The 20,045-nt window shown below is 72.2% G+C and carries 12 protein-coding genes; 7 read left to right on the forward strand and 5 right to left on the reverse strand.

What is annotated here, in order from left to right; genetic code table 11:
* Window positions 1–213: 213 nt before the first annotated feature.
* The 3 genes from ACZ6S6_RS11135 to ACZ6S6_RS11145 all read left to right on the forward strand — a co-directional run bounded on the left by ACZ6S6_RS11135 (window position 214) and on the right by ACZ6S6_RS11145 (window position 3,466).
* The gene (locus tag ACZ6S6_RS11135; protein WP_469705032.1) at window positions 214–1,422 is read left to right on the forward strand and encodes a glycosyltransferase family 39 protein; all 1,209 of its coding nucleotides are present in this window, start codon (window positions 214–216) and stop codon (window positions 1,420–1,422) included.
* Between the two features lie 84 nt (window positions 1,423–1,506).
* The gene (locus ACZ6S6_RS11140) at window positions 1,507–3,021 is read left to right on the forward strand and encodes a bifunctional glycosyltransferase/class I SAM-dependent methyltransferase (RefSeq protein ID WP_362961422.1); all 1,515 of its coding nucleotides are present in this window, start codon (window positions 1,507–1,509) and stop codon (window positions 3,019–3,021) included.
* A gap of 70 nt (window positions 3,022–3,091) precedes the next feature.
* On the forward strand, window positions 3,092–3,466 hold the full coding sequence (locus tag ACZ6S6_RS11145; RefSeq protein ID WP_469705034.1) for a DMT family transporter: 375 nt from the start codon (window positions 3,092–3,094) through the stop codon (window positions 3,464–3,466).
* Between the two features lie 80 nt (window positions 3,467–3,546).
* Here ACZ6S6_RS11145 and ACZ6S6_RS11150 read toward each other — a convergent pair whose 3' ends face one another.
* The 5 genes from ACZ6S6_RS11150 to ACZ6S6_RS11170 form a co-directional block, all read right to left on the reverse strand.
* Window positions 3,547–5,721 carry a bifunctional glycosyltransferase/CDP-glycerol:glycerophosphate glycerophosphotransferase gene (locus ACZ6S6_RS11150; protein ID WP_362961418.1) on the reverse strand — a complete coding sequence of 725 codons (2,175 nt, stop codon included), beginning with the start codon at window positions 5,719–5,721 and terminating at the stop codon, window positions 3,547–3,549.
* A 404-nt stretch (window positions 5,722–6,125) separates the two neighbouring features.
* Window positions 6,126–7,049 carry a carbohydrate ABC transporter permease gene (locus ACZ6S6_RS11155; RefSeq protein WP_362961416.1) on the reverse strand — a complete coding sequence of 308 codons (924 nt, stop codon included), beginning with the start codon at window positions 7,047–7,049 and terminating at the stop codon, window positions 6,126–6,128.
* Window positions 7,046–8,470 carry a carbohydrate ABC transporter permease gene (locus ACZ6S6_RS11160; RefSeq protein WP_362961414.1) on the reverse strand — a complete coding sequence of 475 codons (1,425 nt, stop codon included), beginning with the start codon at window positions 8,468–8,470 and terminating at the stop codon, window positions 7,046–7,048. The genes ACZ6S6_RS11155 and ACZ6S6_RS11160 overlap by 4 nt, the downstream gene beginning before the upstream one ends.
* Window positions 8,471–8,474: 4 nt before the next feature.
* Window positions 8,475–9,845, reverse strand: coding sequence for an ABC transporter substrate-binding protein (locus tag ACZ6S6_RS11165; protein ID WP_362961412.1), 1,371 nt, complete (start codon window positions 9,843–9,845; stop codon window positions 8,475–8,477).
* Between the two features lie 260 nt (window positions 9,846–10,105).
* Window positions 10,106–13,924 carry an FHA domain-containing protein gene (locus ACZ6S6_RS11170; RefSeq protein ID WP_469705038.1) on the reverse strand — a complete coding sequence of 1,273 codons (3,819 nt, stop codon included), beginning with the start codon at window positions 13,922–13,924 and terminating at the stop codon, window positions 10,106–10,108.
* Window positions 13,925–14,422: 498 nt separating this feature from the next.
* Here ACZ6S6_RS11170 and ACZ6S6_RS11175 point away from each other — a divergent pair, with 498 nt between their 5' ends.
* The 4 genes from ACZ6S6_RS11175 (at window position 14,423) to ACZ6S6_RS11190 (ending at window position 19,993) form a co-directional block, all read left to right on the forward strand.
* The gene (locus tag ACZ6S6_RS11175) at window positions 14,423–16,081 is read left to right on the forward strand and encodes a serine/threonine-protein kinase (protein ID WP_362961408.1); all 1,659 of its coding nucleotides are present in this window, start codon (window positions 14,423–14,425) and stop codon (window positions 16,079–16,081) included.
* Window positions 16,082–16,284: 203 nt separating this feature from the next.
* Window positions 16,285–17,535, forward strand: a complete 1,251-nt coding sequence (locus ACZ6S6_RS11180) for a serine/threonine-protein kinase (RefSeq protein ID WP_363073542.1) — start codon at window positions 16,285–16,287, stop codon at window positions 17,533–17,535.
* 103 nt (window positions 17,536–17,638) lie between these two features.
* Window positions 17,639–18,745, forward strand: a complete 1,107-nt coding sequence (prfB, locus tag ACZ6S6_RS11185) for a peptide chain release factor 2 (protein ID WP_362961404.1) — start codon at window positions 17,639–17,641, stop codon at window positions 18,743–18,745.
* A 348-nt stretch (window positions 18,746–19,093) separates the two neighbouring features.
* Complete coding sequence (locus ACZ6S6_RS11190; RefSeq protein WP_469705043.1) at window positions 19,094–19,993, forward strand: LPXTG cell wall anchor domain-containing protein; 900 nt, start codon at window positions 19,094–19,096, stop codon at window positions 19,991–19,993.
* Window positions 19,994–20,045: the final 52 nt, after the last annotated feature.

Raw genomic sequence — 20,045 nt, forward strand, 5'->3', positions numbered from 1 at the left:
GCGGGGCGGCACCGCGGTGAACGGAAATTGACGTACGAACTGTGCGAACTGCGTGAACCGTTCGAGTGATTCGGTATTCCCGGCGTTTGTGCAGACCCGCAGGGCACCCGAGCCGTGGGCCCCATAAGTGTGTTGATCGGTGCGTCGCATAGCGTCGCCGGGTTGCTACGTTCTGTTTTCATGGGTATCCGAATGCGGTGCGAATCCTGGGACGTGCGACGCGCAAGAGCCGTTGTGCTCGTCGCCGCGGCCGTCGGCCTCGTGACTCGCATGGTCATCGCGGCGAATACGCCGGGCCCGACCGATGTCCGCATCTTCGCCGGGTTCGCCAAGGCGGTCGCCGCGTACGGTCCCGTTCGGATCTACGAACACCCGCTGCCCGGACTGCCCGTCTACAACCACCCGCCGCTCGCCGGCTGGATGCTGCTCGGCCTGAACGGTCTCTCCGAACTCGGAATGTCGTTCGCCACGCTCATCCGGTCACCCGCGTCCATCGCCGACTTCTGCTGCGCGGTTCTCGTGTTCGAGATCGTCCGGCGGCGTGCCTCCCAGGGGACGGCGGTGCTGTGCGGCATCGGAGTCGCCGTCAGCCCGGTACTGATCGCCACCTCCGGCTACCACGGCAACACCGACGCCGTCGCCATCGCGTTCGCCCTGGCCGCCGCCCATCTGCTGGCCGACCGGAAGTCGCCGCTGGCCGCGGGGGTGGCCGCGGCGCTCTCGATCAGCGTCAAGTTCATTCCGGTGGTGGTGGTCCCGGCGCTGTTCGTTGCCGCGCTGCGCGGCGGCCGGCCGGTGCTGGTCCGCTTCGCCGCCGGGTTCGGCGCACTGTTCGCCCTGGTGTGGGGGCCGGCCCTGGTCACCGTGCCGCAGCCCCTCAGGGAGAACGTCCTGGAGTACGGGGGCGGCACCTACCGCCTCTGGGGGCTCGTCCGGTTCGCCGACGTCCTCGGACTGCCGGAGTCCGTCATCACCTTCATCCAGGGCGGCGGCCACTTCCTCTTCGTGCTGGTCTGCGTGGCCGCCGGGGTCTGGCTGGCCTGGCTGCGGCCCGCGCGGCTGCCCGGGGTCGTCGCCGTCACGCTGGGCCTGCTGCTGCTCCTGTCCACCGCCTCCGGTCTGCAGTACCTGACCTGGGCGGCCGCCGGAACGTTCGTTCTCGGGTTCTGGGAAGGGCTCGCGTACAGCTGTGTGCTGGGGCTGACGGCCGTCCTCGGCTACAGCGGGCGCTCCGCCGTGCAGTGGAGCGAGCCGGTGCTGGAACTGGGCGCCGCCGGCTGGCTCGTCCTGGCGGCCGGCCTCACCACCGGCATCCGCCGCATCCTCGCGAGCCGGCCCGGCACCTCCCCGAAGACCCCCGCCGAGCGCGCGCCGCTCACCTCTTCCCGTACCTCGCAGCCCTCCGGTTCCGCCGTCAACTGACCGCGCACACCGGCGCCGCATCCCCCCCCACCGACCCGTTCCCGACCTCAGCACCGAGCACCGAGCGCAACTGGAGAACGCCCCGTGAAGGAAAGCCCGAGTCCCAGGATCGGCATCCTGGTGGTCGCGTACAACGCGGAGACAACGCTGGAGAAGACCCTCGACCGGATTCCGGAGGACTTCCGGTCCCGGATCGACGAGATCCTCATTCTCGACGACGCGAGTCATGACGCGACCTTCACCGCCGGCTGCCGTTGGTCCCAGGCGGAGGGAATGCCGCGGACCGTGGTGATGCGGCACACCAAGAACCTCGGATACGGCGGAAACCAGAAGGCCGGATACGCGCTGGCCGCCGCACACGGACTGGACATCATCGTGCTGCTGCACGGCGACGGACAGTACGCCCCGGAACTCCTCCCCGACATGGTCGCCCCGATCGAACGCGGCGAATGCGAAGCGGTGTTCGGATCGCGGATGATGAAATCCGGCAACGCCCTCAAGGGCGGTATGCCGATGTACAAATGGCTGGGCAACCGCATTCTCACCCGGCTGGAGAACAGCCTCCTCGGTTCGCAGCTGACCGAGTTCCACTCCGGGTACCGCGCCTACAGCGTCGAGGCGCTGAAGAGGCTGCCGATCGACCGGAACACCGACGCCTTCGACTTCGACACCCAGATCATCGTCCAGCTGCTCGACGCGGGAATGCGGATCAAGGAGATCCCCGTGCCCACGTACTACGGCGACGAGATCTGCTACGTCAACGGCATGAAGTACGCGAAGGACGTCATCAAGGACGTCCTCGAATACCGCCTGGCGGTCAAGGGGTTCGGCACCTGCGCCTGGATCCCGAAGCCCGTCGAGTACGCCTTCAAGGAGGGCGACGGCTCCTCGCACGCGGTCATCCTGGAGAAGATGCGGAAACTGCCGCCCGGCCGGGTCCTGGACCTCGGCTGCTCCGGCGGCCTGTTCGCGGAGCGGCTGGAGGCACTCGGCCACGAGGTGACCGGTGTGGACTTCGTCGAGGTGCCCGGAGTGCGCGAGAAGTGCACGTACTTCCACCTCGCCAACCTGGAGGAGGGCCTGCCGCCCGAGGTCGGCGTCGACTTCGACTACGTCGTCGCCGGGGACGTCATCGAGCACCTCTCCCGCCCCGAGCGGGTCCTCACCGAGGTCGCCACCGTGCTCAGGCCCGGCGGCCAGGTGCTGCTGTCCGTCCCGAACTTCAGCCACTGGTACTCACGGATGCGGGTCGCGATCGGAGCCTTCGACTACGACCGCCGGGGCATCCTCGACGAGACGCATCTGCGCTTCTTCACCCGGGCCAGCCTGCGCCGCACGGTGCGCGATGCGGGCTACGACGTCCTGGACATCGCCTCGACGGGGGCGCCGTTCTGGTCGCTGCTCGGGCGCGGTCCGCTCGCCGCGGTACTCGGCGGTCTTTCGAGGCTGCTGACCCGGATCCGGCCGACGCTGTTCGGCTATCAGCACGTCGCACTGCTCACCCCGCATGCGGCCGAGACGATCATCGCTGGAGAGCACGTCGATGTACAGGACATCCTCAACCGACAGTACGTCCCCGCCGACCGGGTCGGCGTCTGAGGGGACCGTTCCCCGACCCACCGCCGCCCAAGCGTCCGGGAGCCCGGCCGCCGCCCTCAGGAGCAAGGTCTTGACCCTCCCCAGTCTGATGCTGCTGCTGTTCGCCGTGTTCTCGTCCGCGGGCGGCCAGATCATGCTCAAACACGGGATGAAGGGCGCCGCGGCCGCCGCCGGGGAGCACGGCGGCTCCGTCGCCCTGCGGGCCGCCACCAGCCCCTGGGTGGTGGCCGGGCTGGTGATCTTCGCGGTCTCCGCCCTCGCCTGGATGTCCACCCTGGCCAAGGTGCCGCTCTCCATCGCGTACCCGTTCAACGCGCTCGGCTATCTGCTGATCGTGCTGGCCGGGGCGACCGTGCTGCACGAGCGGACCTCCATGTGGACCTGGGGCGGCTCGCTGCTCGTGGTCGTCGGCCTGGCCACGGTCATGGCGGGCCAGCAACGCTGAGCCCGCGCGGAGACCGTCACGAAGAGGGGCCCGTCACCGGGATTGTTCCGGTGACGGGCCCCTCGGTCCGAACAGGTGGGTCAGACGGTTCCGGAAGCCTGGGGCTCCTCGCCCAGCAGGACCCGGCGCACCACGCGCTCCGCGGCGCGGCCGTCGTCGTACGGGCAGAACCGCTCGCGGAACGCCTTCAGCAGCGCCTCGTTCGCGGGGCTGTCCCAGCTGCCGTCGGTGAACGCCCGCGCCAACTCGTCCGTGGTCGTCGCGACGGCACCCGGGGTCTCACCGGGCTTGCCGGAGAGCAGGTCGAAGACCACACCGCGGACCGTGCGGTACGTGTCCCAGTCCGGGGCGTGCACCACGATCGGGCGGTTGAGGTGGGCGTAGTCGAACATCACCGACGAGTAGTCCGTGATCAGCGCGTCGGCGGCCAGGCAGAGGTCCTCGATCCGCGGGTGGTCGCTGACGTCGATGATCGACGGGTCCTCGGGGAGTCCGGCGCCGCCGTAGAAGTAGTGCGCGCGCACCATGACCACGGTGTCCGGGCCCACGGTCTCGCAGAACCGCGCCAGGTCGAGGCGGCTGGTGAAGCCGGCCTCGTAGTCGCGGTGGGTGGGCGCGTACAGCAGGGCGCGCTGTCCGGGACGGATGCCGAGTCCCTCGCGGATCTTCTCGATCTGCTCCGGCGTCGCCGTCGCGAAGACGTCGTTGCGGGGGTAGCCCGTCTCCAGCGAGCGCGCGGCGCTCGGGTAGGCGCGGGACCACACCTCGGTCGAGTGCGGGTTGGCGGAGACGCTCCAGTCCCACCGGTCGACCCGCTTCAGCAGCCGGTCGAAGTTGAGCCCCTGCGCGGCCGCCGGATAGTTCTGCTGGTCCATCCCCATGATCTTCAGCGGGGTGCCGTGGTGGGTCATCACATGGATCTGGCCGGGGCGCTTGACCAGGTGGTCGGCGAAGTTGACGTTGTTGAAGAAGTACGTGGCACGGGCCAGCACCGACCAGTAGCGGCGGGTGCCGGGCACCACGTAGTCGATGCCCTTGGGCAGCGTGTCCACCTGGTTCTTCGACACCACCCAGACCCCGTGCACATCGGGGGCCAGCTCCTGGGCCTTGCGGTAGATCGCCTCGGGGTTGCAGCTCACGCCGCGGTTCCAGTAGGCCGCGTAGACGGCGAGCTTCGGGTCCAGCGGAAGCTTGCGCTGCGCCTTGTAGTAGCGCGCGGTGAACGACTTCTTCGCCTTGGCGCGCGCCGTGCCGGGGGCCGTGCGCAGGCCCCGGCGGGTGGCGAGCGCGGTGTCGAGGGCGCCGAGCGCGGCGTACTTCCCGCCGCCCATCAGCTGCGGCCGGAGCCCCTTGGCGCCGCCCGGGAACGTGAAGCCGTCGGGGCGGTGGGCGCTGTGGAAGGAGGCGACGGCGCTGACGTACTGCCTGCGGCGCTTCGTCACCGCCGGGTACGCGGACAGGAGCTCCTGGACGGCGCGGTCGAAGAGCAGCTCGCGCACGGGGTTCAGGGCCGGGCGCGCCTCGACGAAGGTCATCAGGTCCGCGTAGGCGTCGACCAGCTCAAGCGGCGTCGTGCCGGTCGTCGGCTCCGCCTCGTCCGCGAGGCCGGGCAGGTAGCGCTGCTGGCGGTGCTCGACACAGGCGCTGCCCAGCGTGGCGACCGAACCGGCGACGGCGAGGGTCTTCAGCGCGTACATGCGCTCGCCGTGCTGGCCGGGGCCGAAGGACAGGCTCTCGCTCTCGGCGAGGGTGCGGCGCACCGCCCGGTTCCAGGACACCGGCGCGATGTCGAGGAGGCCGGGGCGGGCGGCGAGGGTGTGCGGGCCCGCGGGCATGGCGCTCAGCAGCTCCAGCGACCGGGTCATCCGGGTCTTGCCGCGGAACGGGCGCTTGCGGTGGCCGAACACCAGCACGTCGGGATCGTCGGTGGAGTCCAGCCGGTCCGCGATGTCCCGCAGCGCGCCGGGCAGGTGGATGTAGTGCCCCTCAAGGAAGAGGAGGTAGTCCCCGGTGGCCCGCTCGGCTCCGGCGTTGCGCCGGCCGTGGGCTCCCGCGCCCTCGGGCAGGTGGATCGCCTGGACCCGGCTGTCGAGGGCGGCGAACTCGTCCAGCACCAGTCCCGAACCGTCCGGAGCGCCGTCATCCACACCGATGACCTCGATGTCCGTGAACGACTGCGAGAGCACCGACTCCAGGCACTCGCGCAGACTTCCCCGGGCGCGGCGGACGGGGATGATGACACTCAGCCGGGGCATACAGACTCTTTCTCGGACTGTGCGTACTGGGGCGCACACAGATTACTGCGGAGCGCTCAGCAGGACGGGCAGGGGGCTGACAACGGTGCGACGGTCGGGGAGGCGGGCGGGTCGGGCCCCGGTGGGGCGGCCGGTCGGCCGAGCCATCCGATCGATGGACACGGACGCGGATATTCCGGCCGGAACCGGCAGACACAACACTCTGCCGTCGATGTGGTCGACCGCGCGGCTGATGAAGGCCCCACTTATCATACTACCCACGCCCTTAAGCGAACCTTGGACATCCCGGGGGCGCCGGGGCCGTGACGCCCCCGGGCACGCGGACGGGGCAGCCCAGGGTCGTTGACCGGACTGCCCCGCGTTGACGCGCATGACCCGCCGGGGCGTGGATCGCGCCCCGGCGGCTACTTGACCGCGCCCGCCATGACGCCGGAGACGAACTGGCGCTGGAAGGCGAAGAACACCGCGAGCGGGATCACCATCGAGACGAAGGCGCCGGGCGCCAGGACGTCGATGTTGTTGCCGAACTGCCGTACCTGCTGCTGGAGTGCGACCGTGATCGGCGGCGAACCGGAGTCCGCGAAGATCAGGGCGACCAGCATGTCGTTCCACACCCAGAGGAACTGGAAGATCCCGAGCGAGGCGATCGCGGGACCGCCGAGCGGCATCACGACCCGGGTGAAGAGCCGGATCTCACCCGCCCCGTCGAGCCGGGCCGCCTCCAGCAGTTCCCGCGGGATCTCCGCGAAGAAGTTGCGCAACAGGAAGATCGCGAAGGGCAGGCCGAACGCGGTGTGGAAGATGATCACGCCGAAGGTCGTCTCGAAGATGCCGACCGCGCCGAAGAGCTTGGAGACCGGGATCAGCGCGACCTGCACCGGGACCACCAGGAGCCCCACCACCACCAGGAACCACCAGTCGCGGCCGGGGAACTGCATCCAGGCGAAGGCGTATCCGGCGAGCGAGCCGATCACCACGACCAGGACGGTCGACGGGACGGTGATCATGATGGTGCTGAACAGCGAATCGGTGATCGTCGAATTGTGCAGCAGCCGGGAGTAGTTGTCGAAGGTCAGCTGGGACGGGACGGTGAAGACCTTCCACCAGCCGGTCGCCGCGATCTTGTCCGGGCTGCGCAGCGAGGACAGCAGCAGCCCGATGGTGGGCATCAGCCAGAACAGGGCCACCAGCACCAGGACGACCCGCATCACGCCGCCGCCGGCCCGTGCCGCGATCCGGGCGCTGAGCGAGCGCCGGGCCTTCGCCGTGCCGGTGTCCGGGGCGTCGTCCGCCCCGGCGGGCGGGGCCGTGGTCGAGGGTGTCGTCATCGGCGCCCCTCCTTCCTTATCCGCCTGATGTTGAAGAGCATCACCGGGATCACCAGCAGCAGCAGGAGTACGGCGATGGCGCTGCCGATCCCCAGGTCCGCGTCCGTGCCGAACGAGGACCGGTAGAGCTGGAGCGCCAGTACGTTCGCGTCGTCCTGCGAGGAGCCGGGCGCGATGATGAAGACCAGGTCGAAGACCTTCAGGACGTTGATCATCAGCGTCACCAGCACCACCGCGAGGACGGGGCCGAGCATCGGCACCGTGATCCGGCGGAACACCTGCCACTCGTTGGCCCCGTCGACCCGGGCCGCTTCGAGGAGTTCGCGCGGCAGGCCCGCCAGGCCGGCCGCGATCAGCACCATGGCGAAGCCCGCCCACATCCAGACGTAGCTGCCGATGATGCCGGGGGTCACGAGGGTCGGCCCGAGCCAGTCGACCCCGTTGTACGGCTCCTTGAAGTTGGACGCCGGGAGCCGGAGTTCGGCCCCGTCCGCCGCGGCGGGCAGGGTGAACGTGCCGTCGGCGCCCGCGGTGGCCGAGGCGACCACCTTGCCGTCCTTGACGGCCTCGACCTCGATGCCCTTGAGGCCGAGCTCCTTGGGGTCGATGACGTTGGGCTTGCCGCCGCCGCCCTGGGTGAAGTCCAGCCAGGCGGTGCCGGTGATCTTCCCGTCGTTCACCGTCGCGGGCGTCCGTGCGGGCTTCGCGTCGGTGGGCATCTTCGCGGGCAGTACCCCGACCAGGGGCAGTTGGACCGGCTCGCCGGCCCGGACCGGCACCTTGGTCACGAAGGACCCGCCGCCGGCCGCCTTCAGCGGGTGGACGGGCAGCGGATGCGCCTTGGGGAAGCCCGCCGATTCGGAGAACGTGTCGTGCACGCCCACCCATACGGCGTTGGCGACCCCGCGCTCCGGTGCCTGGTCGTACACCAGCCGGAAGATGATGCCCGCGGCGAGCATCGAGATCGCCATCGGCATGAAGACGATCAGCTTGAACGCCGTGCCCCAGCGGATCCGTTCGGTCAGCACGGCGAAGATCAGGCCGAGAACGGTGGAGACGGTCGGTGCGAGGACGACCCAGATCGCGTTGTTCTTGATCGCGGTACGGATGGTGTCGTCGGAGAACAGCGCCTTGTAGTTGTCGAGTCCGGCGAAACCGGTCCCCGCCTGGTCGAAGAAGGACCGGTAGACGGAGTACACGATCGGATACACGACGAGCGCGCCGAGCAGCACCAGTGCGGGCAGCAGGAAGAGCGCCGCGATGACCCTGCGGGTGCCGGTGACGCTCTTGCGGCTGGGCACCTTGCGGGTGGGCGGCTGCCCGGAGCCGGGCTCTCTGGGGGCGGGTACCGAGGTCCCGCCGCGGGCTTGGGTGTCGGCGGGGGGCGCCTCGTCGGCGCCCCCCGCTGCGGCTGTCGTCATCCCGTCAGCTCTTGTACGCCTTGGCCGCGTCGGACTCCAGTTTCGCCTGGGTCCCCGCGATGTCCTTCGGGCTCTTCAGGAAGTCCTGGAGGGTCTTCCACTCACCCTTGCCGGGCGTCCCGCCGAACGACTGCGGGGCCTGGTCGGACATGTCGAACCGGACGGCGTCCCCGGCCGAGATCAGCGCCTTCGCCATCGTGCGCTGCACCTCGTTCGGGTACGCGGTGGCGTCCAGGGCCTTGTTGGGCGAGATGAACCCGCCCTGCTCGGCCCAGATCTTCGCGGCGTCGGTGGAGGCCAGCCAGGTCAGCAGGGCCTGGGCGCCCTTGCTGTCCTTCAGGGCCACCGCCGCGTCCCCGCCGGTCACCACGGGCGACTCGGGGCCGACCGCGGGGAACGGGAACACCTTGGCGTCCGTACCGATCTTGGCCTTGGTCTGCGCGATGTTGACGCCGACGAAGTCGCCCTCGAAGACCATCGCGCCCTTGGGCTGGTCACCGCCGGTGAACGTCTGGGTGACCGAGGCCGGGAACTCCGTCTGGAGCGCGCCGTCGGCGCCGCCCGCGATCAGGGCGGGCTTCCCGAAGAGCTGCCCGAGCGTGGTCAGCGCGTCCTTGACGGACCCGTCCGTCCACTTGATCTTGTGCTGGGCCAGCTGGTCGTACTTCTCGGGGCCCGCCTGGGAGAGGTAGATGTTCTCGAACCAGTCGGTGAGCGTCCAGCCGTCCGCGCCGGCGACCGAGACCGGGGTGACGCCCGAGGCGGACACCGTCTCGGCGGTCGCCAGGAAGTCCTTCCAGGTCTTCGGCTCCGACGCGCCCGCGTTCTCGAACGCCTTGGCGTTGTACCAGATCAGGGACTTGTTGGCGGCCTTGAAGTACACGCCGTACTGGGTACCGTCCACCGAGCCCAGGTCCTGCCAGACCTTGGAGTAGTTCTTGGCCAGCTGGGCCTTCGCCTCGGCGCCGGCCGGCTTCGCCCACTTCTTCGCGACGGCCTGCTGGATCGCCCCGACCTGCGGGATCATCGCGACGTCCGGCGGCTGGCCGCCCGCGATCTTCGTACCGAGGAAGTTGACGATCGGGTCCTGCGCCGGGACGAAGGTGACCGTCGCCCCCGTGCGCTTCTCGAACTCCTTCAGCACCTTGACGAAGTTGGCCTGTTCCGGGCCGGTCCAGACCGCCGCGACGGAGATCTTCTCGCCGTTCAGTTTCGGCAGTACGACGCTCGACGCCGTGTCCTTGCTTCCTTCGGAGCCGCCCCCGTCGGTCTTGTTCTTTCCGCCGTCACCGTCGTCGCCGCAGCCGGTGAGGGCCAGTGCGCCGATGGCTGTGAAAACCATGGCGGCTCTGCGAATCCGAAGCGTTGTGCGCATCCCTGCCCCGTCTCTCCTGTGCGCTTGCACCGACCGGCACCGTCGGACTTCCGACGGTGCCGGTCATTCATCATGTGGTCGTGTGCGCACAGTCCTACGCCCGGCATCCGGGTGCCGCAATACCACTATCGGGCCCAACTAGATGATCGTGATGGGCTCGTGACGTCGAGTCAGTGACGGTATCCGGAGATTGGGGGACGACAGGCCCGAACCCCCGGGCCGTCGCCCCTCTGAGAGCCGGTCGGCAGGCCGACCGGCTCTCAGAGGTGAGCGGGCGCGAGCGGCGCCAGCGGCGCGGCGTTCACCGAACGCGCCGCGCGCTCCAGCGCACTGGCCAGCAGCGCCAGGTCCGTCGGCCCGTTGCCCAACTCGCGCACCGGGCGGCGGGTGGGCGGGTCGCCCATCCGCTCCCACTCCAGCGGTACGACCGTGGGACGCAGCGTCGCCGTACGCGGAATGCGGCCCGTGACCCGGCCGCCCTGGAACGGCGTCACCCGCCCGTCCGGATGGCCCAGCCGTCCGCGGCCCGGCGCCGGGCCGTCCGGCGAGGGCGGGACGACGGGCGCATCGAGCACCACCCGCAGCCGGGCCCCGCGGGCCAGGTCGGTGTCCTCCGTGCGCTCCGGGCGGGCGGACGTCGCGACCAGGTGGACGCCGAGTCTGCCGCCCTCCCTGGCCACGGCCTCCAGCGCCCTGACGACCGAACCCGCGGCCGGCCGCCCCGGACTGCCGAGCGCCGGGGCGATCAGCGCGTCGAAGTCGTCCACGAGCACGACGAGCCTGGGCAGCGGCGGAGGTCCCGGCTCCGGCGGCCGGGCCGCGGCGGGCCGCAGTTGCAGGGTGCCGCTCATCTGGGAGTCCACGTCGCCGCGCTGCTCGGACGCGCTCGGCGGCCACTGGCCGCCCGTGCGCCGCGCCGCCCCGGGGAGGCTGTGCCACTCGGCGAAGTCGAGCCCGCCGAGCAGTTCGGCCCGCCGCTTGATCTCGGCGGCCAGCGCCTGCGCGAACTCCCGCATCCTGACCGGGTCGGAGGCCACCAAGTGCGTGAACACGTGCGGGAGTTCGGTACAGGGACGCAGGCTCTCGCCGCGCTCGCCCCCGGCCCCGTCGACCAGCAGGATGCCGAGCCGGTCGGGCCGGGCGGCGGCCGCCAGCGACGCGGCGACGGCCCTCAGCAGCTCGGTACGTCCGCTGCCGCCCGGCCCCTCGATGAGGAGGTGCGGCCCCTCGTCGGCGAGATCCACACTCACCGGTCCCCGCGGCCCGGCCCCGAGCACCACGACGGGCCGCCCGGCGAAGGCGGCGCCCACGCCGGCGGAGGCGGCCGGACGGGAGCCGGTGTCCGCCGCGCCGCCGCCGGGACCTGAGCCGCGTGCGGCGATCCGCGGGGCGTCGCCCTGACGCGGCCCGCTGACCCGGTTCGAGGAACGCCCCGAACCGGCGGAGCGGAGGCTGTCGTTGTCCCTCACATCGGAGGACCCGTCCGTGGACCCGTCCCAGGCGCGGGTGTCGGAGCCGGACAGGGTGCGCGAACTCGGGGTGTCCCCGGGCCCCCCGTCGTACCGCTGCCCGCCCACACGGGGGTGGGGGGTGCGGCCGGACGCGGGGGTGTCGGTGCGCTCGGGGTACGGGGTGCGGCCCGAGCCCGAGCGGTCGTACGCGTCCGGGCGGCCGGGGTACGGGGTGCGGCCGGAGCCCGTGCCGTCGTACGCCTCGCCGAGGCCGGAGGCGCCGCGCGGTATGCCCGCGTGGGTCTCGTTGGGGCCGGCGCGACCGTCGAGGCCGCGGGGGTACGGGGTGCGGCCCGAGCCCGGCGCGTACGTGCCGTCGGGGTGGGGGGTGCGGCCCGAGCCCTGGTTCTCCACGGCGTTCGGGTACGGGGTGCGTCCCGAGCCCCGGCCGGTCGCGTCCCGCGGGTACGGCGTGCGGCCCGAGCCCGGCGCGTCCGTGCCCCGTGCCCCGGACGGGCGGGGTGCCTCGGCGCTCGTGCGCTGGGCCCCCACGCGGGGGGCCGCGCCACCGGCGCCGCCCGAGCCGCGGACCGTCGCGCCCGGCTGGTCGTCCGCCGTGGAGGCCCAGCGGGCCATCAGGGAGGCCGGGGTGGCGCGGGCGAGGCCCAGCTCGTCCAGGAGGCGGGCGGAGGGCGGGAGCGCCACCGCGGCCGGCCGGCCGGGCGGCCCGCCCTGCCCCTCCGCGCGCAGCGGGGCCAGGGCCCGGCCGAACCGTTCCGCCCAGTGCGCCGACACCGCGTCCACCGCGGCGACCGTGCCGTGGCCGGCCGCCCGGCCGCCCGCCGTGCGCAGCAGCCGCAGCGCCGTCGCCACATCGCCGCTGAGCATCGCCACCGCCCCGCACTCCCGGAAGGCGATCGAGGCATGACAGGCCGCCTCGTAGGTCGCGGCGACCGGGGACGTCGGGGTGGCGGCCGGGGTCTCGGCCAGACAGATCAGATGGATGCCCGCCGCCGCGCCCGCCCCGGCCAGCCGGGCGGTGCTCTCGCGCAGCGCCGAGGAGCCGGGGTCGCCGTCCACGATCACCACGGTGAACGGGCCCTCGTAGTGCAGGGCGGCCTCGGCGACCGTCGCGCGGTCCAGACTCGCCCAGCCGGGCCCCAGCGGCCCCTCGTCCAGCCGGCGCACCAGCTCCGTGGTCCGGGCGGCGGCCTGCTCACGGTCGTACGCGAGCAGCAGCCGGCAGTCCTGGCCGTGCATCGGGCGCAGATGCGGCAGCCAGCCGAGCCAGGCCCACTCGCGCCGCCGCTCCTCCACCCCGCGCGCCCGGTCCGTGCTGATCAGCACGATCTCCAGATCGGCGGGGGAGTGCAGGGCGGCCAGCTGCGCCACCGCCGAGCGGGCGAGCCCCGTCAGCCGGTCCCGCGGCCCGGCGAGCCCCAGCGAGCCCGCCTCCCGCAGCCCCACGGTCACCGGCACGGCCGGCAGCTCGGCCCGCTCGGTCGTGCCCAGCCGGACCACCAGCGCCTCCGGATGCGCGGGGTCGCGCTCCCACAGCCGGGGGCCCGGTCCGAGCGCGGTCAGCAGTACGGACGCCGGATCGGGCCAGGTGCCCTCCGGGGCGGTGGGCAGCGCGGTGAAGGTGGCGGGGTCCGGGGCCGGCGCAGCCGTCTCGTCGGGCGCGCTCTCGTGCACCGGATCGCCCTTGCCGCCCGCGAGCCGGCGGGCCCAGGCGCCTATCCCCCGCCGGGGCGCCTCCTCGTCCGGGGAGCGGCCGGGGCGCCCGGAGCCGGGCCGGGGATGGGCCGCGGCGGGCCCGTCCCGGTCGTCGTCGTCCTGGGCGCCGCGCTCGTGGCCGTGGAAGGCGGCCTCCTCGTGGGCGCCGTACCCGTGGGCGGAGCCGTCCCCGTAACCGTGTCCCGAGTCCGGGTCCGGGGCCTGGTCCCAGTCCTGGTCCCAGTCCTGGTCCGGGGCGCCCGGCGCCCTGGCCACCCGCAGATGGCCCTCGCCGTCCGGCGCCGTGCTCAGCGTCGGCGTACGCGCCCCCGAGGTCAGCCGGAGCGTCGACTCGCCGAGCCGCAGCAGCGCACCGGGTTTCAGCCGGACCGGACGGTCGCGGACCTCCGTGCCGTCCAGCGAGGTGCCGTTGGTGGAGCCCAGGTCGGCCACCGCGACCCGGCCGTCGTCGGAGACGGTCACCGCGCAGTGCAGCCGCGAGACGTCGGGGTCGTCGAGCGGGACATCGGCCTCGGCCGAGCGGCCGATCCGGATCTGCCCACCGTGCAGGAGATGGACCCCGCCCGCGTCAGGTCCGGCGATCACGTGCAGCCGCGCCGGAACGGCGTCGTCCGTCGACTCGTCCTCGCCCGGGACCTGGAGCGAGAGCACCGCCCCGTCGACCAGGGGCGGCTCACCGAGGGCGCTGCGCTGTGCGTCGAGCCGCTCCCGCCCGGCGAACAGCACCACCGCACCGCTGCCGAGGGAGCCGTCGGGCCCGGAGACGGCCGCGGCCAGGCCGGACGCCACGGTGGCCAGCGCCGTCCCCGCTGGGGCGGTGACCAGCACATCGCAGGCGCGCGCCGGGGTCTGGCCGCTGCGCGGCGCGAGGACGGTCAGCCGGATCTGCATCGCGTCAGCGGTCCCTTCTGCGCGGGGTGCCCGGCAGGGGAAACGCCCTGTGATTCCCCCCACCCGGCACGGACGCGTCGTCCGGTACAGGTTCGTCACGTGCCGCAGGGCTCCCCACCCCACAGTTCCGTGCTGGAGGCATCCTCGCACCTGCCACTGACAACCCGCCCGCGGGTCACCACTAAGTGATCTTGAAAGGTCGGCTGTGCGCCCAAAAGTGCCTGCTTGGCCCGTTCTTCGGCAGTGCCGATACGGCCGGAACCGGCCCCCGGGGACCTCGCGCACGGCCGGGCACGGCAACCATCCGTCCGAAGTGAGCGTCTTCCTCCGCAACCGGTGCGCTCCGGGGCGGGCAGAACCGGCCCCCCGGGAATTCCGGACAAAGCGGCAACCGGGCGGAGCCGGCCACCCACCGCCGGACAGGCTCTAGAGTGGGCCGGAAACTCCTGGAGGAATCCGGGGGACCGCAAGCACCACGATCAGCAGGGAGCGCATGACGTGCGGCCGGTAGGCAGCAAGTACCTGCTCGAGGAGCCGCTGGGACGCGGCGCCACGGGCACCGTCTGGCGCGCCCGCCAGCGTGAGGCCGCGGGAGCCGAGGCGGCCGTCACGGGCCAGCCCGGCGAGCTCGTCGCGATCAAGGTCCTCAAGGAGGAGCTCGCCAACGACGCGGACGTCGTGATGCGGTTCCTGCGCGAGCGCTCCGTGCTGCTGCGACTGACCCACGAGAACATCGTGCGCACCCGGGACCTGGTCGTCGAGGGCGACCTCCTCGCCCTGGTGATGGACCTGATCGACGGCCCGGACCTGCACCGCTATCTCCGCGACAACGGCCCGCTCACCCCGGTCGCCGCCTCGCTGCTCACCGCGCAGATCGCCGACGCGCTCGCCGCCAGCCACGCCGACGGCGTCGTGCACCGCGACCTGAAGCCCGCCAACGTGCTGGTCTCCGAGCGCGACGGCGTGATGCACCCGATGCTCACCGACTTCGGCATCGCCCGGCTCGCGGACTCCCCGGGGCTGACCCGGACGCACGAGTTCGTCGGCACACCGGCCTATGTGGCGCCCGAGTCGGCCGAGGGCCGCCCGCAGACCTCGGCCGTCGACATCTACGGCGCCGGAATCCTGCTGTACGAGCTGCTCACCGGCCGGCCGCCGTTCGCCGGCGGCACCGCGCTCGAAGTCCTGCAACGGCACCTCAGCGAGGAGCCCCGCCGCCCCGGCAACGTCCCCGCGCCGCTGTGGACGGTCATCGAGCGCTGCCTGAGCAAGGACCCCGACCGGCGGCCCAGCGCCGAGAACCTGGCCCGCGCGCTGCGTACCGTCGCCGACGGCATCGGCGTGCACGCGAACTCCGCGCAGATCGCGGCAGCCGACGGGGTGGCCGCCCTGCTCGCGCCCGACCCGGCGCCGACGGCCGTCCCGGAGACGCCCGGAGCGGCGGACCCGACACAGGTGCTGCCGAGCAACGCCGGTTCGTACGACCCGAACGCGGCCACCAGCGTCATGCAGCAGAACGCCGGACCGGGCGGCGGCCACGCCGACCCGACCGCGGTCCTGCCGCCCGTCCCGCCGCAGCCCGAGGGGGCCCCGCAGTCCGACGGGCCGCACCCCTGGCAGTCCCAGCTCCAGGCCGCCCGCGACCGCAACGACCAGACGCAGGTCCAGTACCTCGACCCGAGCCAGGACCCGCTGCGCCGCCGCCCCCAGCGTCAGCAGCCGCCCCAGCAGCAGCAACAGCCGCGCCGGCAGCAGCAGTACCCGCCGCAGGACCGGCAGCAACAGCAGCAGTACCAGCCGCAGCAACAGCAGTACCAGCAACAACAGCCGCAGCAGCAGTACCAGCCGCAGCAGCAGCGCCAGCAGTACGCGCCGCCGCCGCAGCAGCAGCAGCCCCAACAGCCCCAGCAGCCCGCTCAGCGTCCGCCCCGCGAGCCCAGGCAGCGCGGCGCCAACCCGATGAAGATCCCCGGCCTCGGCTGCCTGAAGGGCTGCCTGTTCACGGTGGTCCTGCTCGTCGTCGCGAGCTGGCTGATCTGGGAACTCACCCCGCTGAAGGACTGGATCGGCCAGGGCGAGGGCTACTGGGACGCGATCAGCGACGCCGCCGGTACCGTCTCCGACTGGATCTCCAAGCTGGGCGGCAGCGGCAACTGACGGAGCGGGGCGCCGCCGATCCAGTCGGACGCCCCGTCAATTCTGTAGCTATATCGACTTCTGCGTACCAATCCCCTGGCAATTCGTACGCAGAAGTGAAGGTTGGTGCCATCCAGGGCACGCAACCCCCCGATCGCCGCGTAACTTTGTCGACCGGGGGTTGTTGCGCGAAGGCCCAATCGCCAGCCGCTGAGGGAGCAGTCTTGGCACGGAATATCGGCAGCCGGTACACCGCCCACCAGATCCTGGGGCGCGGCAGCGCCGGCACGGTGTGGCTCGGCGACGGCCCCGAGGGGCCCGTCGCCATCAAACTGCTCCGCGAGGACCTCGCGGCGGATCAGGAACTCGTCGGGCGGTTCGTCCAGGAGCGCACCGCCCTGCTCGGACTCGACCATCCGCACATCGTCGCCGTCCGCGACCTCGTGGTGGACGGCAACGACCTGGCCCTGGTCATGGACCTGGTCCGCGGCACGGATCTGCGCACCCGGCTCGACCGCGAACGCAGGCTGGCGCCCGAGGCCGCCGTCGCGATCGTCGCGGACGTGGCCGACGGCCTGGCCGCCGCGCACGCCGCCGGGGTGGTCCACCGCGACGTCAAGCCGGAGAACATCCTGCTCGACATGGAGGGTCCGCTCGGCCCCGGCAACTCCCACCCCGCGCTCCTCACCGACTTCGGCGTGGCCAAGCTGATCGACACCCCGCGCCGCACCAAGGCCACCAAGATCATCGGGACGCCGGACTATCTGGCCCCCGAGATCGTCGAGGGCCTCCCGCCGCGCGCCGCCGTCGACATCTACGCCCTCGCGACGGTGCTGTACGAGCTCCTGGCGGGCTTCACGCCCTTCGGTGGCGGCCACCCTGGCGCCGTCCTGCGCCGCCATGTCACCGAGACGGTCGTCCCGCTCCCCGGCATCCCCGAGGAGCTCTGGCAGCTGCTGGTCCAGTGCCTGGCCAAGGCCCCGGCCTCCCGGCTGCGCGCCTCCGAGCTGGCGGCCCGGCTGCGCGAGCAGCTCCCGCAGCTGGCCGGCATCCCGCCGCTGGACGTGGACGAGCCGGACGACGAGCCGGAGCCCCAGCCGCACGGGCAGAGCTACGACGAGCAGCAGTACACCCCGGCGGCCGAGGAGCCCCGCCGCCGCGGCGCGGTGCCGCTGGTCCCCGGCTCGTCCCCCGACTCCAACCGGGACACCCACACGAGCATGCGCGTCCCGGCCCCCGACGAGCTGTCCGGCGGCCCCCGTGGCACCGCCCGCGCCCCGCGCGCCCCCGGCCGCCCCCGGCCCGGCTCGGCGCGCAACAAGTCGGCGGCCATCCGCAAGCGCCGCATCACGCTGGGCGCGGCGGCGCTGGTGCTGGTCGCCGGACTCGGCTTCGGCGGCTGGCTGGCGATGAGCGGCGACGACGCGGGCGCGACCCCGCAGGACTCCGGGAACTCCGCCCCCGGTACCCCCTGAGCACGGCGGAACCCGGCCCCGCCGGGCCGAAGGGGGCGGGGCCGCGGAACGGCGATCGCCCGGCCCGAGGAACGTCCGCGCCGACAGCCGTTACGCTGGACCCGTGGCAGTCGTCGATATTTCCGAAGAGCTGAAGTCCCTCTCCTCGACCATGGGGTCGATCGAGGCCGTCCTGGACCTGGATGCGCTGAGGGCGGACATCGCCGCGCTCGAGGAGCAGGCGGCAGCGCCGTCCCTCTGGGATGACCCGGAGGCGGCGCAGAAGATCACCAGCAAGCTTTCGCACATCCAGGCCGAGGTCCGCAAGACCGAGGCCCTGCGCAGCAGGATCGACGATCTCGAAGTCCTCTTCGAGCTCGCCGAGGACGAGGGCGACGCCGACGCGCTCGCCGAGGCCGAGTCGGAGCTGGTCTCCGTCAGGAAGGCGCTCGACGAGATGGAGGTCCGCACCCTCCTGTCCGGCGAGTACGACGCGCGCGAGGCCCTGGTCACCATCCGGGCCGAGGCCGGCGGCGTCGACGCCGCGGACTTCGCCGAGAAGCTCCAGCGCATGTACCTGCGCTGGGCCGAGCGGCACAACTACAAGACCGAGGTCTACGAGACGGCCTACGCCGAAGAGGCCGGCATCAAGTCGACCACCTTCGCCGTGGAGGTGCCGTACGCCTACGGCACGCTCTCCGTCGAGCAGGGCACCCACCGGCTCGTGCGGATCTCGCCCTTCGACAACCAGGGCCGCCGCCAGACGTCCTTCGCGGGCGTCGAGGTGCTGCCGGTGGTCGAGCAGACGGACCACGTCGAGATCGACGAGTCCGAGCTCCGCATCGACGTGTACCGCTCCTCGGGCCCCGGCGGCCAGGGCGTCAACACCACGGACTCCGCGGTCCGGCTGACCCACCTGCCGACCGGCATCGTCGTCTCCTGCCAGAACGAGCGCTCGCAGATCCAGAACAAGGCATCCGCGATGAACGTCCTCCAGGCGAAGCTCCTTGAGCGCCGCCGCCAGGAGGAGCAGGCGAAGATGAACGCCCTCAAGGGCGACGGCGGCAACTCCTGGGGCAACCAGATGCGGTCGTACGTCCTGCACCCGTACCAGATGGTCAAGGACCTGCGTACGGAGTTCGAGATGGGCAACCCGGAAGCGGTCTTCAACGGCGAGATCGACGGCTTCGTCGAGGCGGGCATCCGCTGGCGCAAGCAGAACGAGAAGTAGTCTCGTCCTTACAGCAGTTGAGCCCCGGGCAGTCACCACCGCCCGGGGCCCTTCTCGTTCCGGAGCGGGCGAGTTGAGGGGGTGCCGTGGTGAATGCGTCACAGTCGTGGTTCCGAATGAAGGGCAACGGCCGCCAAACCGGGGCACATTGCGCGGAACGGCCTTGACGTAGTCCTTAACTCTGGACAGGCTGCTGGAGCAGCGCGCGTATGTCTGGGACGGGTGTGATCGGGGGCGGGCGGCACGGCCACGGCACGACGTCGGCCGGCGTTCGGAGCAAACCCCGCAGGGCCGTGGCCCGCATATGGCTGCTCCACTGACGAGAACAGCTACTGGGGGTAGCAGCACATGACGAAGAAGACGCGAGTACGCGTCGCGCGGATCGCCGCGGGTGCGGTCATCGCCGCAGGCGCCTCGCTCACCGCCGCCGGTGCGGCGCAGGCCGTCGGAATCGGTATCGGCATCAGTGCCGAGACCAGCCAGGACGGCGTGAACATCGGTGTCTCCGGCGACGACGACGCGACCGACGGCGGTGACGCCACGGGTGGCGAGGACGCCGCTGGTGGTGGCGACGCGGCTGGTGGCGCCGATGTCGCTGGTGGCGCCGATGTGGCCGGTGGCGCCGATGTGGCCGGTGGCGCTGACGTGGCCGGTGGCGCCGATGACGCCGGTGGCGGCGAAGCCGCGGCCGGTGGTGAGGACGCTGCCGGTGGTGGTGATGCTGCCGCTGGTGGTGAGGACGCTGCTGGTGGTGGCGACGCTGCGGCCGGTGGTGAGGACGCTGCTGGTGGTGGCGACGCTGCGGCTGGTGGTGAAGATGCTGCTGGTGGTGGCGACGCTGCCGCCGGTGGCGGGGACGCTGCGGCTGGTGGTGGCGATGCCGCCGCTGGTGGCGGGGACGCCACGGCCGGTGGAGGTGACGCTGCTGCCGGTGGTGGCGACGCGGCGGCCGGTGGCGGAGATGCCACCGGTGGTGGCGACGCGGCGACCGGTGGCTCCGGCTCCGGGACCGCCGGCGGCAACGCGGGCACCTGCACCGTCGACCTCGACGGCGCCGAGTGCGCCGACAACACCGACACCGACTCGGTCGGCAACCAGCCGGCCGAGCAGGGCAAGGGCAAGGACGAGCTCGCCGAGACCGGTGCCGCCGAGACCACGTTCCTGCTGGTCGGCGCCGCGACGATGATCGCCGGAGGCATCGGCTTCCGGTTCCTCCCGCGCCTGGTGAACGGCCGCACGGCCGCCTGAGTGCGCTAGTGGTACCTGTACGAACAGAGGGACCCGGTCCGCGGAAGCGGAC

The sequence above is a fragment of the Streptomyces sp. NPDC048671 genome, assembly GCF_055587045.1.